The organism is Pigmentiphaga litoralis (assembly GCF_014651835.1).
Classification (GTDB): domain Bacteria; phylum Pseudomonadota; class Gammaproteobacteria; order Burkholderiales; family Burkholderiaceae_B; genus Pigmentiphaga; species Pigmentiphaga litoralis.
On sequence record NZ_BMXQ01000002.1, the window covers coordinates 357,291 to 376,967 of the forward strand.

14 protein-coding genes are annotated in these 19,677 nt (G+C 66.6%); 8 read left to right on the forward strand and 6 right to left on the reverse strand.

What is annotated here, in order from left to right:
- The first annotated feature begins 36 nt into the window (after positions 1-36).
- From IE116_RS20105 to IE116_RS20125, 5 genes are all read left to right on the forward strand, one after another.
- Positions 37-2,160, forward strand: coding sequence for a hydantoinase/oxoprolinase family protein (locus IE116_RS20105; RefSeq protein WP_189615033.1), 2,124 nt, complete (start codon positions 37-39; stop codon positions 2,158-2,160).
- A gap of 27 nt (positions 2,161-2,187) precedes the next feature.
- The gene (locus tag IE116_RS20110; RefSeq protein WP_189615034.1) at positions 2,188-4,032 is read left to right on the forward strand and encodes a hydantoinase B/oxoprolinase family protein; all 1,845 of its coding nucleotides are present in this window, start codon (positions 2,188-2,190) and stop codon (positions 4,030-4,032) included.
- Positions 4,033-4,150: 118 nt separating this feature from the next.
- On the forward strand, positions 4,151-5,203 hold the full coding sequence (locus IE116_RS20115; RefSeq protein WP_189615035.1) for a porin: 1,053 nt from the start codon (positions 4,151-4,153) through the stop codon (positions 5,201-5,203).
- An 85-nt stretch (positions 5,204-5,288) separates the two neighbouring features.
- Complete coding sequence (locus IE116_RS20120) at positions 5,289-6,380, forward strand: Bug family tripartite tricarboxylate transporter substrate binding protein (protein WP_189615036.1); 1,092 nt, start codon at positions 5,289-5,291, stop codon at positions 6,378-6,380.
- Between the two features lie 45 nt (positions 6,381-6,425).
- On the forward strand, positions 6,426-7,613 hold the full coding sequence (locus tag IE116_RS20125; protein ID WP_189615037.1) for a serine hydrolase domain-containing protein: 1,188 nt from the start codon (positions 6,426-6,428) through the stop codon (positions 7,611-7,613).
- On the opposite strand, the gene IE116_RS20130 is transcribed toward IE116_RS20125, so the two are convergent.
- From IE116_RS20130 to nirB, 5 genes are read right to left on the reverse strand one after another with little or no spacing between them, the layout of a single operon-like run.
- Entirely contained in the window at positions 7,526-8,464 is a 939-nt protein-coding gene (locus IE116_RS20130; protein WP_189615038.1) for an RpnC/YadD family protein, read from the reverse strand. The genes IE116_RS20125 and IE116_RS20130 overlap by 88 nt on opposite strands.
- A gap of 24 nt (positions 8,465-8,488) precedes the next feature.
- Entirely contained in the window at positions 8,489-11,257 is a 2,769-nt protein-coding gene (locus IE116_RS20135; protein ID WP_373303069.1) for a nitrate reductase, read from the reverse strand.
- Between the two features lie 16 nt (positions 11,258-11,273).
- Complete coding sequence (locus IE116_RS20140; RefSeq protein ID WP_189615040.1) at positions 11,274-12,509, reverse strand: NAD(P)/FAD-dependent oxidoreductase; 1,236 nt, start codon at positions 12,507-12,509, stop codon at positions 11,274-11,276.
- On the reverse strand, positions 12,506-12,859 hold the full coding sequence (gene nirD, locus IE116_RS20145) for a nitrite reductase small subunit NirD (RefSeq protein WP_189615041.1): 354 nt from the start codon (positions 12,857-12,859) through the stop codon (positions 12,506-12,508). Before nirD ends, IE116_RS20140 begins: the two co-directional genes overlap by 4 nt.
- On the reverse strand, positions 12,859-15,414 hold the full coding sequence (nirB, locus tag IE116_RS20150; protein ID WP_189615805.1) for a nitrite reductase large subunit NirB: 2,556 nt from the start codon (positions 15,412-15,414) through the stop codon (positions 12,859-12,861). The genes nirD and nirB overlap by 1 nt, the downstream gene beginning before the upstream one ends.
- Before the next feature lie 380 nt (positions 15,415-15,794).
- Between nirB and IE116_RS20155 the strand changes: the two genes are divergently transcribed.
- The 3 genes from IE116_RS20155 to IE116_RS20165 are packed head-to-tail and all read left to right on the forward strand — an operon-like array spanning position 15,795 to position 18,558.
- Complete coding sequence (locus tag IE116_RS20155; RefSeq protein WP_189615042.1) at positions 15,795-16,328, forward strand: MarR family winged helix-turn-helix transcriptional regulator; 534 nt, start codon at positions 15,795-15,797, stop codon at positions 16,326-16,328.
- A complete protein-coding gene (locus tag IE116_RS20160; protein WP_189615043.1) occupies positions 16,328-18,367 on the forward strand; it encodes an FUSC family protein in 2,040 nt (679 codons plus the stop codon). Before IE116_RS20155 ends, IE116_RS20160 begins: the two co-directional genes overlap by 1 nt.
- 2 nt (positions 18,368-18,369) lie before the next feature.
- Positions 18,370-18,558: a hypothetical protein gene (locus tag IE116_RS20165; RefSeq protein ID WP_189615044.1), complete on the forward strand. Its 189-nt coding sequence runs from the start codon at positions 18,370-18,372 to the stop codon at positions 18,556-18,558.
- A gap of 60 nt (positions 18,559-18,618) precedes the next feature.
- Here the strand turns inward: IE116_RS20165 and IE116_RS20170 are convergent, their stop codons facing one another.
- Positions 18,619-19,596 carry a Bug family tripartite tricarboxylate transporter substrate binding protein gene (locus tag IE116_RS20170; RefSeq protein ID WP_189615045.1) on the reverse strand — a complete coding sequence of 326 codons (978 nt, stop codon included), beginning with the start codon at positions 19,594-19,596 and terminating at the stop codon, positions 18,619-18,621.
- Positions 19,597-19,677: the final 81 nt, after the last annotated feature.

Sequence of the window (19,677 nt, forward strand, 5' to 3'; positions counted from 1 at the left end):
CCCTGCCGTCTTGTGTTGTCCCATTAGGAAGTCGCCATGCGCCTGGCTGTAGATACCGGCGGTACCTTCACCGACCTGCTTGTCGAAGATGACGCGCAGGTACTGCATATGTTCAAGGCGTCGACCACGCCCAGCGATCCCATGTGCGGCGTGATGGATGCCCTGGCCCTGGCCAGCACGCAGTTCGGCATGAGCCTGCAGACGCTGCTGGGCCGGTGCAGCATGTTCATCTATGGCACGACGCATGCGCTCAATGCCGTGGTGACAGGCAACACCGCACGTACCGCTTTCCTGACCTCGGTCGGCCATCCTGACGTGCTGACCCTTCGGGAAGGCGGCCGCGCCGATGCCTTCGATTTTACGGTAGCGTCGCCACCGCCGTATGTGCCGCGCGCGCTCACCTGGGAAATTCCGGGCCGCATGCTGGCCGACGGGCAGGAACACGCGCCCTTCGAAGAAGCCGTCGTGCTGCAGCTCCTTGATCAAATGCGCCAGAAGAAGGTGGAAGCGGTGGCGGTCTGCCTGTTGTGGTCCATCGTCAACCCGGCTCACGAACGCCGGCTGGGCGCCCTGTTGGCCGAGCATCTGCCCGGTGTGCCGTTCACGCTGTCGCATGAACTGAATCCGGCCTTGCGCGAATACCGGCGGGCGTCCTCCACGTGTATCGATGCGTCGCTCAAGCCGATGATGACGGCGTATCTGGAAACCTTGTCGCGGCGCCTGACCGACAACGGCTTTACCGGCCGCACCCTGGTCGTCACCTCGCAGGGCAGCGTGATGGACAGCGCCGATGTGGCGCGTGCACCGATCTATCTGATCAACTCCGGCCCGTCGATGGCGCCGGTGTCGGGCCGGCATTTTGCGCTGGCCGATGAAGGCACCGATACCGTCATCGTGGCCGATACCGGCGGCACCACCTACGACGTCAGCCTGGTGCGCAAGGGCGAAATCCCGTGGACGCGCGATTCGTGGATCGGCCTGCCGTACCGGGGCCACCTGAGTGGCTTTGCGTCGGTTGACGTGGTGAGCGTGGGCGCCGGCGGCGGATCGATTGCGTGGGTCGATGCGGGCGGCATGCTGCATGTCGGTCCGCAGAGCGCCGGTTCGCAGCCGGGCCCTGCGTGTTATGGCCGCGGCGGCGCCTTGCCGACCGTGACCGACGCGTCGGTCGTGCTTGGTCATCTGGATCCCGACTTCTTTCTGGGCGGCACCATGCAGCTGGACCGCGAGGCCGCACGGCGCGCGATTCAGGACCATGTGGCCCAGCCTCTGTCCCTGGGCGTGGAACAGGCCGCATCGGCCATTCTGCAACTGGCGACCGAGGCCATGGTGCAGGCCATCCTGGACACGTCGGTGGCCCAAGGAGTCGACCCGGTGGGCGCCGTGCTGATCGGCGGGGGCGGCGCGGCGGGTTTGAATTCGGTGTTGATCGCGCGGCGGCTGGGATCGCGCCGCCTGCTAATTCCCCAGGTGGGCGCGGCGTTGTCCGCGGCCGGCGCCTTGCTGTCCGACCTGTCGGCCCGCTTCCAGAGCATGGTCTACGCCCGCAGTGGCGACTTCGCCTATGACAAGGTGAACGCCGCGCTGGCCGATCTGGAAGGGCGGTGCCGCGACTTCATTGCGCGGCAGGGCGAGTCCGTGTCGGCCCCCACGCTGACCTTCTGGGCCGAGGCGCGCTACGTCGAGCAGGCGTGGGAAGTGCAGGTGGTGCTGCCGTCGCCCCGCATCGACGGGCCTCAGGCCCTGGCTGCGTTGCTCGACGCATTCCATGCGGCCCACGAAACGCTGTTTGCGGTGCGCGACGAAGGGTCCGAAGTCGAGGTGGTCGGGTGGGGGGCAACGTTGGCGTGTCCCGTCACGGGCGCAAGCCGGCAGGTGTTGCCCAATGGGGCGCCGTCTGCCGAAGGCCGGTCCGGTACCGGCCCTCCGGCGGAGGGGACCGCTTCGGCTGCCGTCACCGGCAAGACGCGCAAGGCCTGGTTCGATGCGCTCGGCCATGTCGATGCCGACGTCCATCGTTTCGAGACCCTGTCGCCCGCGCACGTCGTGCATGGGCCGGCGCTGATCGAATCGTCATTCACGACCGTGGTGCTGCATCCGGGCGCGAGCGCCCAGCGGCGGCCGTCGGGCAGTCTTGCCATCACGCCCGGTTCGGCCTGATCCGGCACCGCGCATAGGAAAGCGATCATGACGTCTGCGACTCCCGCCCTGTCCAAGCCTGCATCCGTCCCCGCCGCCGATGGCGTGCGGCTTGCCTTGCTGTCGAACCGCTTCGAAGGCATCGCCCGCAAGATGTCGAACACGCTGATGCGCTCGTCACGGTCAGGCGTGATCAACATTGCACGGGATTTCTCATGCTGCATCGTGACGGCCGACGACCAGCTGCTGGCCGCCGCGGAAAGCCTGCCAATCCACGTGCTGTCGGGTCCCGACCTGATGGCCCAGGCCATGCGCAGCTTCCATCCGGACCTGCGGCGGGGCGACGCCTTCCTGCACAACTCGCCGTATCACGGGTGTTCGCATGCAGCGGATCACACCATCCTGGTGCCGGTGATTGATGACGACGGGCGGCACCGCTACACCGTAGTCGCCAAGGCGCATCAGGCGGACTGCGGCAACTCGCAGCCCACCACCTATATGGGCATGGCCAGGGATGTGTACGAAGAAGGCGCGCTGATTTTTCCCGCCGTCAAGGTGCAGCAAAATTACCGCGACATCGACGACGTGCTGCGCATGTGCCGCATGCGCATCCGCGTACCCGCCCAGTGGCAGGGCGATTACCTGGCCATGGTGGGCGCGGCGCGTATCGGCGAGCGCGAACTGCAGGCCTTGGGGCGGGAGCTGGGATGGGATTTTCTGGCGGCATATGCCGACGAATATTTCGACTACAGCGAAGCGCGCATGGCGGCTGCGCTGGCCGCGATTCCGTCGGGGCGCATGTCGGAAACGAGTGTGCACGATGCCTTGCCGGGCATGCCGGCTGGGGGCATTCCGATACGCGTCGACATCCACGTCGATGCCGAGGCCGGCCGGGTCGAAATCGATGTGCGCCACAACCCTGACTGCATGCCCAATGGATTGAATCTGTCCGAAGCCTGCGCGCGCACGGCGGCGATGCTAGGCGTGTTCAACAGCATTGACCACAGCGTGCCCAAGAACGCCGGCAGCTTTCGCCGGCTGGACGTGGTGCTGCGCGACAACTGCATTGCCGGACGCCCGGTGCACCCGGCCTCGTGTTCGGCGGCGACGACCAACATCGCGGACCGCGTGGCCAACGCCGTGCAAAGCGCGATGGCGGGTCTGGCCGACGGAATCGGACTGGCCGAATGCGGAGGCGTGATTCCGGCATCGGGCGGGGTGGTGTCGGGAGTGCATCCGGTCACCGGCCGGCCCTTCGTCAACCAAGTGATCCTGGGCGTGTCGGGCGGCGCGGGCGCGCCATCGGCCGATGCGTGGCAACTGATCGGACACGTCGGCAACGCTGGCAAGATGTTCATCGACAGCATCGAGTTGGACGAGCTGCGCCAGCCCCTGCTGGTGCACCAACGGCGCTATGTGGCCGACAGCGAGGGCGCGGGCCGGCATGTCGGCGCGTCCAGCATCTATGTGGAATTCGGACCGGTGGGCGACGCGTCCATTGACGTGGCCTATGGCTGTGATGGGGTCGTGCATGCGCCGAAGGGCGTGCGCGGCGGCCATGCGGGCGCAACGGCGCAGCATGCGGTGCGGCGCGCCGACGGCCGGGTGCGTGGCCTGGAGGCCTGGGGTCAGGTCGCCCTGGCGCCGGGCGACCGGGTGCTGGTCGGCTCGTGCGGCGGCGGGGGGTATGGCGCGCCGGCCGAACGCGATCCGGGAGCGGTGGCACGCGATGTCGCCGAAGGACGCATCAGTGCCGCCCGCGCAAGGGAGGTATACCGCGTGGCCCTGCAGGCCGATGGAAAGGTGGACGCGGTGCAGACGCATGCGCTGCGCGAGCAGTGCGCCGGGCAGGACGAGCGCGCGCCAGCTGCGGTGCGCGGCAACGATATCTAGACGGGTCGTGGCGAGGCGTAGCGCTGCGAGCGGCGGCGCCGCCTCACGACTCGCAGTCCGGTCCGGCGCCCGCGGTTGCCGGGCATGTTCCCCCGTTTTTCCACCCACAGGAAATATCGTGAACCCATCGTGTCGCAAGCTCTTACGCCGTCATTCCCGCGTCCGTCAGGTCATGTTGTCGGCGGCGGTTGCTTCTACCTGCAGCAGCGCCTTCGCGCAGTCCGCCGTGTCGGTGTCCGGCGCGGTTGACGCCGGCATTGCCTACGTCAAGACCGACAGCGCTTCGCAGATGCAGTTGGCAACCGGCAGCATCGCGGCCAGCAGCCTGGTGTTCCAGGGCACCGAAAACCTGGGGCGAGGCTACAACGCCTTCTTCTTGCTGCGCACCCTGTTCTTTACCGATACCGGCGAAGTCAGCGCCAACCGCCTGTACGGTTCCGAGTCGAAGGTGGGCCTGTCGGGCCCGCAAGGCCGCATCGAAGCCGGGCGACTGTTCAACCCGACCCATCAGGCGCTGGTGTTCAAGTCGCCATCGCAGTCGAACTTTGCCGGCGCCTTCAACATGGCGATTGGCGGTTACCAGCCCTACTGGAACGACTCGCTGCGCTACACCACGCCCAATTTCCATGGCGCGACGCTGGCCGTGCAGCACAGCTTCGGCGACACGGGCGTCTCGGGCAACAACAATGCGGCCGGCACGGCCTACGCCATCAATTACGACCTGGGGAAGTTGTCGCTGTCGGGGATCTACGAGACGGTATCGACCGTGGCGCTGCCGGCCGTCAATTACCGCGCGAAGCGCAGCACCGTCATGGGGGTGTATGACTTTGGCTTCATGAAAGCCCACGCCGGCTTCTTCAATGAGAACCACGGCGGTGTGGGGGCGCCGCTCGAGTTCAACCTGGCCATCCTGGGCGTGAGCAAGGTGGTGACCGGCGCGCTGCGCGTCACTGCCGAATACGGGCACAAGGACTTCAAGAATTCGTCGAACCAGGCCAATTACGTTGGCCTGGCGGCGTTCTATTCGCTGTCCAAGCGCACCACGCTGTACTCGCAGATCAACCTGATCCACAACGGGGGCGCTGCGCAGCAGGGCGTGTACCGGGGCATCGTGCCGCGGCCCGGAGAAAATACCTCGGGGTACCTGGTCGGGATGCGGCATACGTTCTGACGTCCGTGTGCTCGAGCGCCGGCTTGCGTCCTTGGCCTTATTGCCCTGTCCGTTTCTGTTGTTTCCAGCCTAGCGAGGCCGCTTCATGATTCCGAATCGACGTTCCTTGATCCGTACAGCCTGTGTCTGGCTCGCCGCCGCGGCGGTCAGCCCGTGGGCCGTGCAGGCGCAATCCCCGGCGGGGTCGGGCTCCGCAGGCACGACTGCGGGCGCGGCGGCCACTGGGGCGGGCAGTGCCGGACCTGCTGGCGCGGCACCTGGGGGTGCTTCCGCCGGCGCCTGGCCGACGCGCCCCGTGCGCATCATCGCGCCGTTCGCTGCGGGCGGAACTGCCGATGTGTATGCCCGGCTGCTGGCCCAGCATCTGCAGACGGCGCTGGCGCAACCGGTTGTCGTCGACAATCGCCCGGGTGGCAACTTCGGCATTGGCACCGAAGCGGCCGCCCGTTCGGCGCCGGACGGCTACACCTTCGTCATGATCACCAGCTCGCATTCACTGATCGAGGCTTTCGGCGCCAACCGCCAGAAGTACCAGCTGATGCGCGACCTGGTACCGGTTGGCACGCTGACATCGGCGCAAAGCGTGCTGGTTGTGCATCCTTCCGTTCCGGCCCAGACGCTGGGCGAATTCATCACGCTGCTGCGCGCCCGGCCCGATCAACTGAGCTACGGGTCCACCGGCACCGGCGGCATGCTGCATGTGGCCGGCGAGCTGTTCAAATCCATGACGCGGACGCGCATGGTGCACGTGCCCTACAAGGTCGGCAGCACGGCGCGGGTCGATCTGCTCGAAGGGCGCGTCCAGGCCATGTTCGATACCCTGGGCGGCGCGGCGCCGTTCGTGCGCAGCGGCAAATTGCGCGCGCTTGGCGTGACGGGCCAGCAGCGGTCGCCGGCCTTGCCCGACGTGCCGACGATTGCCGACGCGGGCGTGCCAGGGTACGACGTGCAGGTGGTGATCGGCATCATGGCGCCGGCCGGCACCCCGCCCGCCATCATCGATCGTGTGAATCGCGAAATGGCCGCCATGGTGGCTTTGCCCGACGTGCGCGAGACCTTTACCAAGACCGATGGCGACCCGCTGGTCATGTCGCCGGCGGACTACGGCAAACTGCTCCATGCCGAGATCGCGAAGTGGACGTCGGTGATCGAGACGGCGCAGATCAAGATGGAATGACGCGGGTGTCCCGGTCATCTGGAAAGTTTCGTACAAGGAAGAGTCATGCACGGTCCCCTTTCATCGTCTGAGCCAGTGTCAGCCAAATCGTCGGCTGTGGCGCGATTACCGTCGTCCATTCCGCTGTCGGGCGAATGCGACCCGCGCTTTGACAAGGTGCGCGACGTGCTGGCGCGCAACATGGCTGCCGGCGACGAAGTCGGCTGCGCCGTCGCGGTCACGATCGATGGCCGCCCGGTAGTCGACCTGTGGGCCGGCTATCGCGACGCCGCCCGCACCTTGCCTTGGGAAGCCCACACGATCACCGACATGAAGTCGGTCGGCAAATCCATATTTGCGTTGAGCGTGCTGCGCCTGGTGGGCCAGGGAGTCATCGAGCTGGATGCCCCGGTGGCCCGCTATTGGCCCGACTTCGCCCAAGGCGGAAAAGCCGATCTGCCAGTACGCGTGCTGCTCGGCCACCTGGCAGGTTTGCCGTATGCCGATGCCGCGCCAATCGGCTCGCTGTACACCCCCGGCGTGCTGTCGGCCGCGCTGGCGGCGCAGACACCCGAATGGCCGCCCGGCACGCAGCACTGCTATCACTCGTTCACCTTTCCGCCGTTGTGCGCGGAACTGGTGCGGCATGCCAGCGGCCGCAGTGCGCACGACTTCCACCGTGACGAGATCGCGACCCCGCTGGGCGCCGAATACTGGCTGGGCCTGGACGATGCGCAGCACGCGTTGTGCGCCCAGTACATCGAAACGCCCGGCACGCCCAGCCTGGAAGGCATGAAGCGCATCACCACGTCGCCCTTGTATCGCGCGTGGCGTCCGCTGCCGCGTGACGAGGACTACAACTCGGCAGCCTGGCGGCGGTATGCCGGTCATGGCAACGCCCGGGGCATGGCGCGTATCTATGCGGCGCTGGCGATGGGCGGCACGATCGACGGCTACGAGGTGGTGTCGGCCGACGTGTTGCGCGAAGCCACCGCAGCCACCTGGCAAGGCCAGGACTTCATGACCAAGCGGCCGTTCAGCATGGGCCTGGGATTCATGCTGCCGGGCCCGTCATTTGCGATCGGCCAGGGCGCGCGCAACTTCGGGCACCCGGGCATGGGCGGCGCCATTGCGTTCGCCGATCCCGATCGCCGCATGAGCTTTGCCTACTCGCCCAACCGCATGTCGCCGGTGTCCGACATCGGACCCTGGGCCACGGCGTTGATCGAGGCGGTATACACCTGCGTGGACTGAGGCTCTGACGGTGCAGTGAACACCGCGTCCAGCGTAGGCGCGTCGATGGCCTTGTCCAGCCAGAGGTTCAGGGTGTCGAGCGGCGCCGTGGAGAGCCGGTCGTTAATGCCGGGGGGCAGCGGGGCGAAGCGGCGGGCGAGCAGGCGCTGCAGGATGGCGGACTGGTTGCGGCGAAGGGCGTCGCGCTCCAGTTCGCGGCCTTGCTCCAGCCCCTTGGCCACCCCTCGGGCTTCACCCAGCCGTTCAAACGTCGTCACGAATGGCACTTTCAATTCCTCTTCGATAGCCAGCCCGGCCTGCGCAAATCGCGTCTCGAGTCCAGGCGGCAGGGTGATCATCCAATCGACCAGTCGGATCAGCGCGCGGATGTCGTCGCGCGCATAACCGCTGCGGTACAGCAGGCGCAGAAGCTGGATCTTGCCGTCCAGCCGGCGCTCGGCGTCGTGGTCGTGCAGCGCCTGCAGTTGGGCCATCACAATGACCGCGAAAGGGTTGGTGGCTGTGAGGGTGATGAGTTCAGGCACGCGGGCGCGCCAGCGGCCCAGCGCCACGACGGGGAATGTGAATTCGGTGATGCAGGCGAGGCCTTCGTCACGGTAGCGCATCCACTCGGGCCCGGCGTCGTGACCTGTCAGAACTGCCAGGCTGTCAACGACCGGGCTGCCCCGGGCGTCCTTCAACAGCGCGTTGTAGCGGTACATGCGCGCCGGGAAGCGGGCGTCGGCGCGACCCTGGATCTCGATGTGGATCAGCACGCGGCGGGTGCCATGGCGGAAGGTGGCGACCTCGACCAGCTTGTCGACGTAGCTGCGGCCGGCCTCATCGCACAGCCGCCAAGCTCTCGGAGCCACCGCTTCAACAGAGAACCCGCTCCCTCAAGCCGCCACCTCGATCCGCGTCTCGTGGATCAGCTTCTTGATTTCGGGCACGCACGACCCGCAGTTGCCGCCGGCCTTCAGGCATGCGGTGACTTGCGCGGGCGTGGTCAGGCCGCCATCCACGATCGCGTTGCGCAGGGTGGTGCGCCCCACACCAAAGCACGAGCAGACAATGGGGCCCACATCCGCGCCGGGCGTCATGGCCTGGCCTGCGAGCAGGCCGATCCGGTCGATGTCGGCCAGCACATCCTGGTCGAACAAGGTGGCCAGCCACGCGCGTGAAGGCAGGGACGGGCGCGGCGACAGGAAGACGCAGGCTTCGATCCTGTCATCGACGACATAGGCGGCGCGGTAGACCCCGCCCGCCTGGTCGCGGTAGTCGAGCCAGTCGGCTTCGGGGTCGGTCGCGCCGAACAAGGCACGCGCCCAGGCCCGGGGGTCTTCCAGCACGGCGCGTCCGGCCAGTTCCAGCCGGGTGAACTGCTTGCCCTGGATGCGGGTCCAGTGGGCGGCGGGGTCGGGCGCGACGGCTGCGCGGCTCAACACGAAGCCGTACCAGGCCACCGGAAAATCTTCGATGCGGACCGGTGTGTGCTTGAACTCGGGCTCGCCGGATACGGGATCGACCACGGGGTTGACGACGGCGCCGATCCGCGCGTCGGATGCGAACTGGTCGTTCCAGTGGATCGGCACGAAGACGCTGCCGCGTGTCATGCCCCCGCCATGCTGCACCCGGGCCACCATGGCGCCCCACCGGCTTTCGATGCGCGCCAGGCCGCCTTCCCGCACGCCGTACCGCAAGGCGTCTTGCGGATGGATGTCGATGAAGGCTTCGGCAATGTGGCTGGCCAGGGTCGCCGATTTGCCCGTGCGCGTCATGGTGTGCCACTGATCGCGGACACGGCCCGTATTCAGCGTGAGCGGATATGCGTCATCGACGGGATGCTGCGGCGCGCGGGGCGGGGTCGGCACGAACCGCGCGCGGCCATCCGGAAAGGAAAACACATGATCGGCCAGCACGGGTGGCGCATCGGCCGACCCCGCGTCCCGTGCGGTGGGCACCGGCCATTGCACCGGCGCCAGCGCATCGAACTGCGCAGCCCCCATGCCACTCAACCCGTTCAGGTTCAGGACGCGTCTGATCGCTTGCGGACTCTCGACCTCATTGCGGTACCCGGTCAGCCGGACATGTTCATCAAAGATTTCGTGTGGTCCTGCAAAGTCGAAACCGTCGTAGCCCATCCGCGTGGCCACGTCGCACAGCACCTGCCAGTCGGCCCGCGCCTCACCCGGGGCGGGCAAAAAGGCGCGCTGGCGCGAGACGCGGCGTTCGGAACTCGTGACCGTGCCGTCCTTTTCGCCCCAGCCCAGCGCGGGGAGCAGCACATCGGCAAAGGCGCTGGTGTCAGTCTCGGCCATGATGTCCGACACGATCACCAGCTCGCACGTGGCCAGCGCGCGTTTGACTTGGTCGGCGTCTGGCAGGCTGACCACGGGATTGGTCGCGATGATCCACACGGCCTTGACGGTGCCCGCTTCGATCGCATGGAACAGATCCACCGCCTTCAAACCCGGCCGGCTCGCCATGGCGGGGGACGACCAGAAGGTCTGCACCAGATCCCGGTGATCGGCCTTGTCCAGGTCCAGGTGGGCCGCCAGCATGTTGGCCAGGCCGCCGACTTCGCGCCCGCCCATGGCATTGGGTTGCCCGGTGATGGAAAACGGCCCCGCACCCGGCCGGCCGATGCGGCCTGTCGCCAGATGGCAATTGATGATGGCGTTGACCTTGTCGGTGCCGGCCGACGACTGGTTCACGCCTTGCGAAAACGCGGTGATCGTGCGGTCGGTGTCGGCGAACATCCGGTAAAAATCAAGCAGCACGTCAAGGTCGATCTCGCACATGCGGGCGATCTTGGCCGGGTCTGAACCGTCCACGTCGGCGGCAGCCAACGCGTCCTTCCAGCCTGCCGTGTGCGCGTCCACAAACGCCGTGTCGACCGCCCCGGACCGTGTCAGATAACTGAGCAGCCCATTGAACAACCAGACATCGGTGCCGGCCTTGATCGGCAGGTGCACATCCGCGAGCTCGCAGGTGGCGGTACGCCGGGGGTCGATCACCACCAGCCGGGCCGACGGCCGCGCCTCGCGCATCTTGGCAATCCGCTGGAACAGGATGGGATGGCACCAGGCCGTGTTCGAGCCCACCAGCACGATCAGGTCTGCTACTTCCAGGTCGGCATAGGACACCGGGACCAGGTCTTCGCCAAACGCGCGCTTGTGCCCCGCGACCGCCGACGACATGCACAGCCGCGAATTGGTATCGATGTTGGCCGACCCGACATAGCCCTTCATCAGCTTGTTGGCGACGTAATAGTCTTCGGTCAGCAACTGGCCCGACACATACAAGGCCACGGCGTCGGGCCCATGGGTGTCGATGATGCGGCGCAGGCCGCCGGCCGCCGTCTCCAGCGCGGTGTCCCACGACACACGTTGCAGGCCATCGTCGGTGCGCTGCATGGGGTGCAGCAGCCGGCCTTCCAGGCCCACCGTTTCGCCCAGCGCCGATCCCTTCACGCAAAGGCGGCCAAAGTTGGACGGGTGCGCCGGATCGCCCGCCACGGTCACCGTGCCGTCGGACGCCACGCTGGCCTGCACGCCACAACCCACGCCGCAATAGGGGCAGGTGGTGGAGGTGACCGCCGATGCCGTCGACGTAGGCACGGACTTGGTCAGGACAGGGGCAGAAAAAATAGGAACGACGTTCACGATGGATTCCAGTCGATCAGGCGGCAAGCGCCTCGCAAAAGGTTCGGCCGAACAGCAGACGGTCACGCAGGGACGCCACGTCGGTCCGCTGCTGAATGAGGTCGAAGTACCACGGGCCATCGGCCACGTCGCCATAAAGCACCGCGCCCACCAGCACATGGCCGTCCAGGACGAGCCGCTTGTAGACGCCGCGCCGCGCATCGCGCAGCACGAGATCGGTGGTGCCGGCCGCACCAAGGATGTCGCCAGCCGAATACAGGTCGACCCCGGTCACCTTGAGCTTGGTGGCCGTGGCCTGCTGCACATAGCGTCGGTGGCCGGCGCCGGCCAGATGGGCCGCGCACACCCGCGCCTGTTCCCAGATCGGCGCGACCAGGCCGAAGGTGGCCGAACGATGCTGCACGCATTCGCCAACGGCATAGACGCGCGGGTCGAAGGTCTGCAGCGTGTCGTCGACCACGATGGCGCATTCGCAGTACAAACCGGCTTTTGCGGCCAGTTCGATATTGGGACGCACGCCCGCCGTCATCACGACCAGGTCAGCCGGCACCGTACTGCCGTCCTTGAAGCGCACGCCTTCAACGCGCGTGCTGCCGACGATTGCTTGCGTATGGGCTTCCAGCAAGAAGCGCAGGCCGCGGCGTTCCAGCGCGTGTTTCAGCAAGGCGGCCGCGGGCGCATCCAGTTGCCGGTTCATCAAGGCACCGGCCACATGCACCACCGTGACGGACATGCCCTGGCGCATCAGGCCGTTGGCCGCTTCCAGCCCGAGCAGTCCACCGCCGATCACGACGGCATGACGATGGTCGCGCGCCGCAGCCAGCATGGTGTCCACATCCTGGATGTCACGGAAGGCAATGACGCCGTCCAGGTCGTGGCCGGGCACGGGCAGGATCACCGGCTTGGATCCGGTTGCGATCAACAACCGGTCGTAGTGCACATCGACACCCGCGGCCGACCGCACGCGCCGCCGCGCACGATCGATGGCAATGACCGGGTCGCCGGCATGCAGCATGATGTCGTGCCGCGCATACCATTCGCGCGAGTTGAGCATGATGTCATCCAGCTGCTTTTCGCCCGACAGCAGCGGCGACAGCAGGATGCGGTTGTAATTGCCGTGCGGTTCCGCGCCGAACACCGTAATGTCGTAGCGGTCGGGCGCCAGCTTGAACAGCTCTTCGATGGTGCGCATGCCGGCCATGCCATTGCCGATCACGACCAGCGAAGGGCGTCGCGTGGGCGCGGCAGTCATGCGCCGATCCAGACCTGTCCGTCACGCACGTCGGCCGGCCAGGTCGACACGGAGTTCTCGGGCGCTTCCAGGCATTCGCCGGTGTTCAGGTCGAAGTGCTGCTTGTAGATCGGCGACGCAACCACGATGCGGTCGCCGAGATTGCCGACCAGCCCGCGCGACAGCACCGCGGCGTTCGAGTTCGGATCATAGTTGTCGATTGCAAATACTTTGTCGTCCAGCCTGGCCAGCCTGAAGATGGCCACCTGCCTGCCCGCCACCAGGGCGCACACGCCGGTGTCGGGCACGATGTCGGCCAGGGCGCAGACAGGCGTCCAGTGCAGGGGAAGGGTGTCGAGTTGGGCGGACATCAGACAAGCTCCTTGGCGGATTCGGTCACCACGGGAATATCGATCAGGCGCGCGCGGGGCCGCTCGGCCGGCGTGGCGGGGCGGATCTGGCCGCGTTCCTCCACGAACATCACGGTCGAATCCGCCTGGTCGCTGTTCACGAAATGGCGGAAGCGGCGGCGTGTTTCCGGATCGGTCACGGCACGCTTCCATTCGCATTCGTAGGCGTCGACCACGCGCTGCATGTCGGCTTCCAGTTCGTTGCCGATGCCCAGCGAGTCTTCCAGCACGACGCGCTTCAGGTAGTCCAGACCGCCTTCCAGGTTGTCGCGCCAGGTGCTGGTGCGCTGCAGGCGGTCGGCCGTGCGCACGTAAAACATCAGGAAGCGATCGATCATGCGGATCAGGGTGTCGCGATCCAGGTCGATCGCCAGCAGTTCGGCATGACGCGGCTTCATGCCGCCGTTGCCGCACACGTACAGGTTCCAGCCCTTTTCGGTCGCGATGATGCCGACGTCCTTGCTTTGCGCTTCGGCGCATTCGCGGGTGCAGCCCGACACGCCAAACTTGATCTTGTGGGGCGATCGCAGGCCCTTGTAGCGATTTTCGAGCTGGATCGCCATGCCGACACTGTCGTCCACGCCAAAGCGGCACCAGGTCGACCCCACGCAGGACTTCACGGTGCGCAGCGATTTGCCGTAGGCGTGGCCGGTCTCGAAACCGGCGGCGATCAGCTCTTCCCAGATTAGCGGCAGTTGCTCGACGCGCGCGCCGAACAGGTCCACCCGCTGACCGCCGGTGATCTTGGTGTACAGGCCATATTTCTTGGCCACCTGGCCCACCGCGATCAGGCCGTCGGGCGTAACTTCGCCGCCGGTCATGCGGGGCACGACTGAATAGGTGCCGTCTTTCTGGATGTTGCCCAGAAAGTAGTCGTTGCTGTCCTGAAGCGACGCATGTTCCTTCTTCAGCACGAAGTCATTCCAGCACGATGCCAGGATGCTGCTGGCGGTAGGCTTGCAGATGTCGCAGCCCAGTCCCTTGCCATGCTTGTCCAGCAGGTCGGCAAACGTGCGGATGTCGCCGACGCGCACCAGGTGGAACAGCTCCTGGCGGGAGTACGGAAAGTGTTCGCAGATATGGTTGTTGACGGCCATGCCCTGCTTTTTCATCTCGGCCTTCATCACCTGGGTGACGAGCGGCACGCAGCCGCCGCAGGTCGTGCCGGCCTGCGTGCAGGACTTGAGCGCGCCGATGGTCACGGCGCCGTCGGCCACGGCCTGGCACAGCTGGCCCTTCGAGACGTCGTTGCACGAGCAGATCTGCGCGGAGTCGGGCAGGGCGTCCACGCCCAGGCCAGGTCGCGCCGCGCCATCGCTTTGCGGCAGGATCAGAAACTCCGGGGACGCCGGCAGTTCGATGCGGTTCAACATCATCTGCAGCAGCGTGCCGTACTCGGTCGCATCGCCAATCATGACGCCCCCCAGCAGATACTTGCCGCAATCCGACACCACCAGCTTCTTGTAGACCTGCTTGCGTTCATCCGTGTACTGATAGGAACGGCAGCCCGGTGACGTGGCGTGCGGGTCGCCCAGGCTGGCGACGTCCACGCCCATCAGCTTGAGCTTGGTGCTCATGTCGGCGCCGGTGAAGGCGGCCGTCTGCCCGCGCAATTGCGCGGCCACGGTGCGGGCCATGTCGTAGCCCGGGGCCACCAGGCCAAAGATCTTGCCTTCCCACAGCGCGCATTCGCCAATCGCAAAAATGTCCGGGTCCGACGTGACACAAGCGTTGTCGATGACGATGCCGCCGCGCGCGCCGACCGTCAGGCCGCTGTGGCGCGCCAGGTCATCCCGCGGACGGATGCCCGCCGAGAACACGATCATGTCTGTGTCCAGGTGCGTGCCGTCGGCAAACTCCAGGCGATGCGTTCCGCTTTCGCCATCCACGATCCGCAGCGTGTTCTTCTGCGTGTGCACGGTCACGCCCAGCGCCTCGATCTTGCTGCGCAGCACCCGGCCACCGGCCTCGTCGATCTGCACGGCCATCAGGCGCGGCGCAAATTCGACCACATGCGTCTGCAGGCCCAGGTCGCGCAGCGCCTTGGCGCACTCCAGTCCCAGCAGTCCGCCGCCGATCACCACGCCCGTGCGCGACCGCGCGCCGCATTCACGCATCGCCTCCAGGTCCTCGATCGTGCGGTAGACAAAACAGTCCTTGCGATCGTTGCCCGGCACGGGCGGCACGAACGGCACCGATCCGGTCGCCATCACCAGCTTGTCGTAATGCAGCGTTTCGCCAGTCGACACCGTCACCGTCTTGTGGGCGGCGTCGATGGCCGTGGCACGCGCGTTCAGGCGCAGCAGCATGTTGCCGCGGTCGAAGAAGCCGGCCTTGACCAGCGACAGGTCTTCGGCCGTGCGTCCGGCGAAGAATTCGGACAGGTGCACGCGGTCATAGGCAGGCCGCGACTCTTCGCACAGCACGGTCACGTCGAGGCGATCGTCGCCCGCGTCAGCCAGCGACTCGAGCAGCTTGTGGCCCACCATGCCGTGGCCGATGACGATCAGTTTCATGGTGTCGCGCTCCTGGGGCAGTGCAGCCGGATGGTCCGGCGCGGATTGGGCAAGCGGTGTCGAACGTGTCATGTCGGATCCGTGAAAAACAAACGGCGTCCCGTGAGGAGGTCATTGACCACTTCAGGGGACGCCGTTGTCCGTAGCACCCGTTGGCCGGGCACTCGATAAATTGGGACGAATCTTCGTTGACTCGCGATCTTCTCGATGCAAAGACTGTGCCAATCGCAGAAATCGTTATGGATCAATGACTTGCGTCGGCGCTGCGCCGCGCGCCGCACCAGGATGATTCGAGGAAGGAGGCCGCTGCGGTGCGTGGGCACAACGCTGGTGCGAGGGATAATTGGTGACATACAAATAGATGGTATATCATCTAATTCATGAACTCAGCACCATCCAAAGCTTCCACCGCCCTGCCGGAATCGACAGCCAGGCCGGCTGCCGCGTCTGACCTTCCCTCAGACATCGCTTCCCGGCGCGAGCAGTTCGGCCGCCGCCTGTCGGCGCTGGCTCGACACTGGCGCCGCGCGATCGATCACGAGCTGGCCTCGCTGAACCTGACCGACGCCACCTGGCGCCCCCTGATTCACCTGCACCTTGTCGACCATCCCATCCGCCAGAAAGACCTGGCCGCCCGCCTGGGCCTGGACGGGTCGAGCGTGGTGCGCCTGCTCGACATCCTGTGCGCCGACGGTCTGGTCGAACGCACCGATGACGCCGCTGATCGCCGCGCCAAGCTGCTTAGCCTGACCGATGCCGGCCACGCCCTGGCGCGGCGTGTGCACGTGCGTATCCAGGCCTTTGAACACGACCTGCTGCGCGATATCGACGACAGCGACATTGCGCGGTTCAGCAAGGTGTTCGATCAGCTCGAGGCGGAACTGGAGCCCGAGCGCAACAAGGGCGCGGCGTGATGACGTTCGTTTCCAACGCCGTGCGGGGCGTGATCGACGGCTTCGACCGCCAACGGGTCCGCGCCACCCTGCGCACGGCCCTGGCTGCCCTCGTGGCACTGGTGCTGGCCAACGCCCTGGGCATCGACAGTCCGGGGTGGGCCGCCATGACCGTCTTTCTGGTCAGCCAGCCCACGCGCGGCCTGCTCAAGGCCCGCAGCTTCTATCGCGTTGCCGGCACGGTGGTTGGCGCCCTGGTCGGGGCGGGACTGATCGTAGTGACCGGCGGGTCGCCGTCATGGCTGGTGCTGTCGCTGGCGGCCTGGCTGGGCCTGTGCTGCTGGGCGGGCAATCTTGCGCGGCCCCTGCAGGCCTACGGCTACATGCTGTCGGGCTACACGGCGGGCATCGTCGCCTTGCTGTCGCTCAGTCACCATGGCAGCGTCGCGCATCTGGCCTTCGACCGGGTCGAAGGCGTGCTGCTGGGCGCGCTGGTGGCCGTGCTGGCCAATGGCTTGCTCACGCCTCGTTCCGGCACCTTGGCCCGGCTCGACAGCGTGCCGTTGCTGGTCAGCCAGACCCTGGGCTGGGCCGCCCGCGTCATTGCCGACGGTCCGACACCGGCCTTGATCGCCGAAGAACAAGCCCGCGTGCGGCAGATGGCCGACATCGAATTCGGCCTGGACGAAGCCGCCTTTGGTTCGCTGCGCAAGCGCCGCCGCATGGTGCAGGTGCGCCGCGTGTTCTCGGCGCTGCTGGCGCTGGCGACTGCCACGCGCACGGTCGTGGGTCACCTGGATCGTCTGGAAAGCGACGCGGCGCTGCGCACCTGGCGCGACGACCTGGATCACGGACTGCGGGCGGTGCAGGCCGCGCTGGATGCCGGGCAAGCAGCATCCGCCGCCCTTGCCCCGCTGCGCCAGCTGGTGGCGACGGCGCCGGCAAACAGCCGCCTGGCCGTGGCCCTGGCGGAACTGGAAACGGCGCTGGACGCGATGCTGCACGACGTGTCCGCCGGCGCGGTGCGCAATGACGACAGCTTCACGCTGCACCCGCACCGCGACTGGGTCGGCGCGCGCCAGGCCGCGTTCCGGACCGTGCTCGCCGTTTTGCTGGTGGGCGGCGTGTGGGTCGCAACGGGCTGGCACTACGGCCCGTACATGGTGCTGGGCACTGCCGTGTTCCTACCCCTGTTCTCGACCATGGAAACGCCGAGCGCCCTGATGCGCAACGTCGCCCTGGGATCGATCGCCGGCGTAAGCATGGCGGTGCTGTTCACCTGGCTCGTCCTGCCTTATGTCCACAGCGAAATCGCGCTGCTTGCCGCGGTGGGGGCAGTGCTGGCCATCGGCGCGCTGGCACTGGCCCATCGCACCACCGTGCCGTATGCGCTCGATTACTGCATGGGCTTTCTGCTGGTGCTGCATCCGTCCTGGCCCGTACACACCACGTTGGACGACTCCATCGGCGGCGCCCAGGCCATGGCCCTGGGCCTGACCGCGGCCTGGCTCGCCTTCCGCTACATCGCGCCGGTCGATCCGGCGCAGCGCCTGCGCGCGCTGGTCCGCCACATCGTCGGCGACATCGAAAGCATGGCGCGGTCGCGCACCCGCCTTCCGGAATGGAAGTGGCGCGCACGCATGCACCACCGCATTCTGCGGCTGGTGGCGCGAACCAATGATGCGCAATCGAGCCAGGTGGTGGGCGACGGGATGGCAGCCCTGCAAGTCGGCCATGCCGTGCTGCGCCTGCAATCCCTGCTGCGGGCCGACGACACGCCCTTCGACGTTCGTACCTCGATCCGGGGCGCCATTCACGCCATGGCGCGGGTGTCGCATCATCCGAACAATGCCGTCGCAGCCTTGCAGGAAGCGGCGCGCCAGATCGTTATGGCCGCGACGGCTTCGAATGGGACATCCCTGCATGACGTGCCCCGGGGGCACGACGCCGACCTGCTGCGCGATGCGGCAGCCAGCCTGATGGCCCATCGGACCTTCTTTGCGCTGGCCGCACGTGCAAAGCGGGAGGATGCGCAGTTGGGGGACCGGGTCAGGGCATGATCGTGCAGGCGGGCAGAGGCGTGGGGGGTGGGGTGGGTGGGATCACGCTGCTGCCCCATCGCCTGGCCCGCGTCTTTGTGCCGACATGGGGAGACGCCGAGTTTGCGAAGATCGACCGCCAGCTGGCCGAAGCTGTCCGTCTCGGGCTGCTGGCAAAGAAGCCGGACCGCCCCGTTTACACCCGTGTGTGACGGGGGGCCGGCAGTCAATCAGGCCCCGTGATGCCGAGGCAGCCACAGGGCGGGTCGGCCTCAGTCCGCGCTGATGTTGTTCTCTTTCGCGACCTTCTTCCAGAGCGGCACTTCTTGCTGGATGATCTTGGTGAACTCCGCCGACGTATTGCTGGTCGGGACCATGCCCAGCGCCTGGATGCGCTTCTTGACTTCGGGATCGGCCACGGCCCGGGCGATTTCCTGTTCCAGCTTGCGGATGATCGGCTCAGGCGTGCCCGCCGGCGCCAGCACGCCGCTCCACAACTCGACCTTCAGGTCGATGCCCAGCTCGCTCAACGTCGGCACATTCGGGTAGTCGGCCATGCGCTCGGCCGACGTCACGGCCAATGCCTTGGCGCGGTTGCCCTGCAACGCGGTCGATGCGGGACCCGGATCGACCAGCGTCATCGTGACGTCGCCTGCCATGACCGCGGCGACCGACTCGTTGCTGCCCTTGTACGGAATGCGGGTGAACTTGCCCCCCGTCTTGCTGTTGAACAGTTCGGACACCAGCTGGAAAGAAGCGGCGCTGGCGCCGTAGTTGGCTTTTTCGGGCGACTTGATGGAAAAGTCGACGAGTTCCTTGACGGTCTTGGCCGGATTGTTTGCCTGCGTCAGCAACACCAGCGGAAAGGTGGCCGCCAGCGACACCGGCGTGAAATCCTCCGGTTTGTAGCTGAGCTTGGAATAGAGCGCGGGATTGAACGAGATGGGGCCGCTTGCTCCCCATAGCAGCGTGTAGCCATCCGGTTTCGCCTTGGCCACGACGTTGGCGCCGATAATCGACGCGACGCCCGGCCGATTCTCGATGATCACGGGCTGGCCCATGTTGGAGGCCATGCGTTCGCCCACCACGCGCGCCAGCACGTCGTTACCGCCACCGGCGGCGTAGCCGACGATGATGGTGATGGGTTTGGTCGGAAACGCGGCCGGCGCGCTGGCCGAGTGCGCCAGTCCGAAAGGCGCCGCACAGATCAGGGCGGCGGTGGCAACGTGCCAGGCATGCTTCGTATACATATGTCTTCCTCCGGTACTGAAAAGATCGTTGTCTTTCCATGTCGTTGTGAGAACTGCTGCAAAGCGGATAAAGCGTCCCGG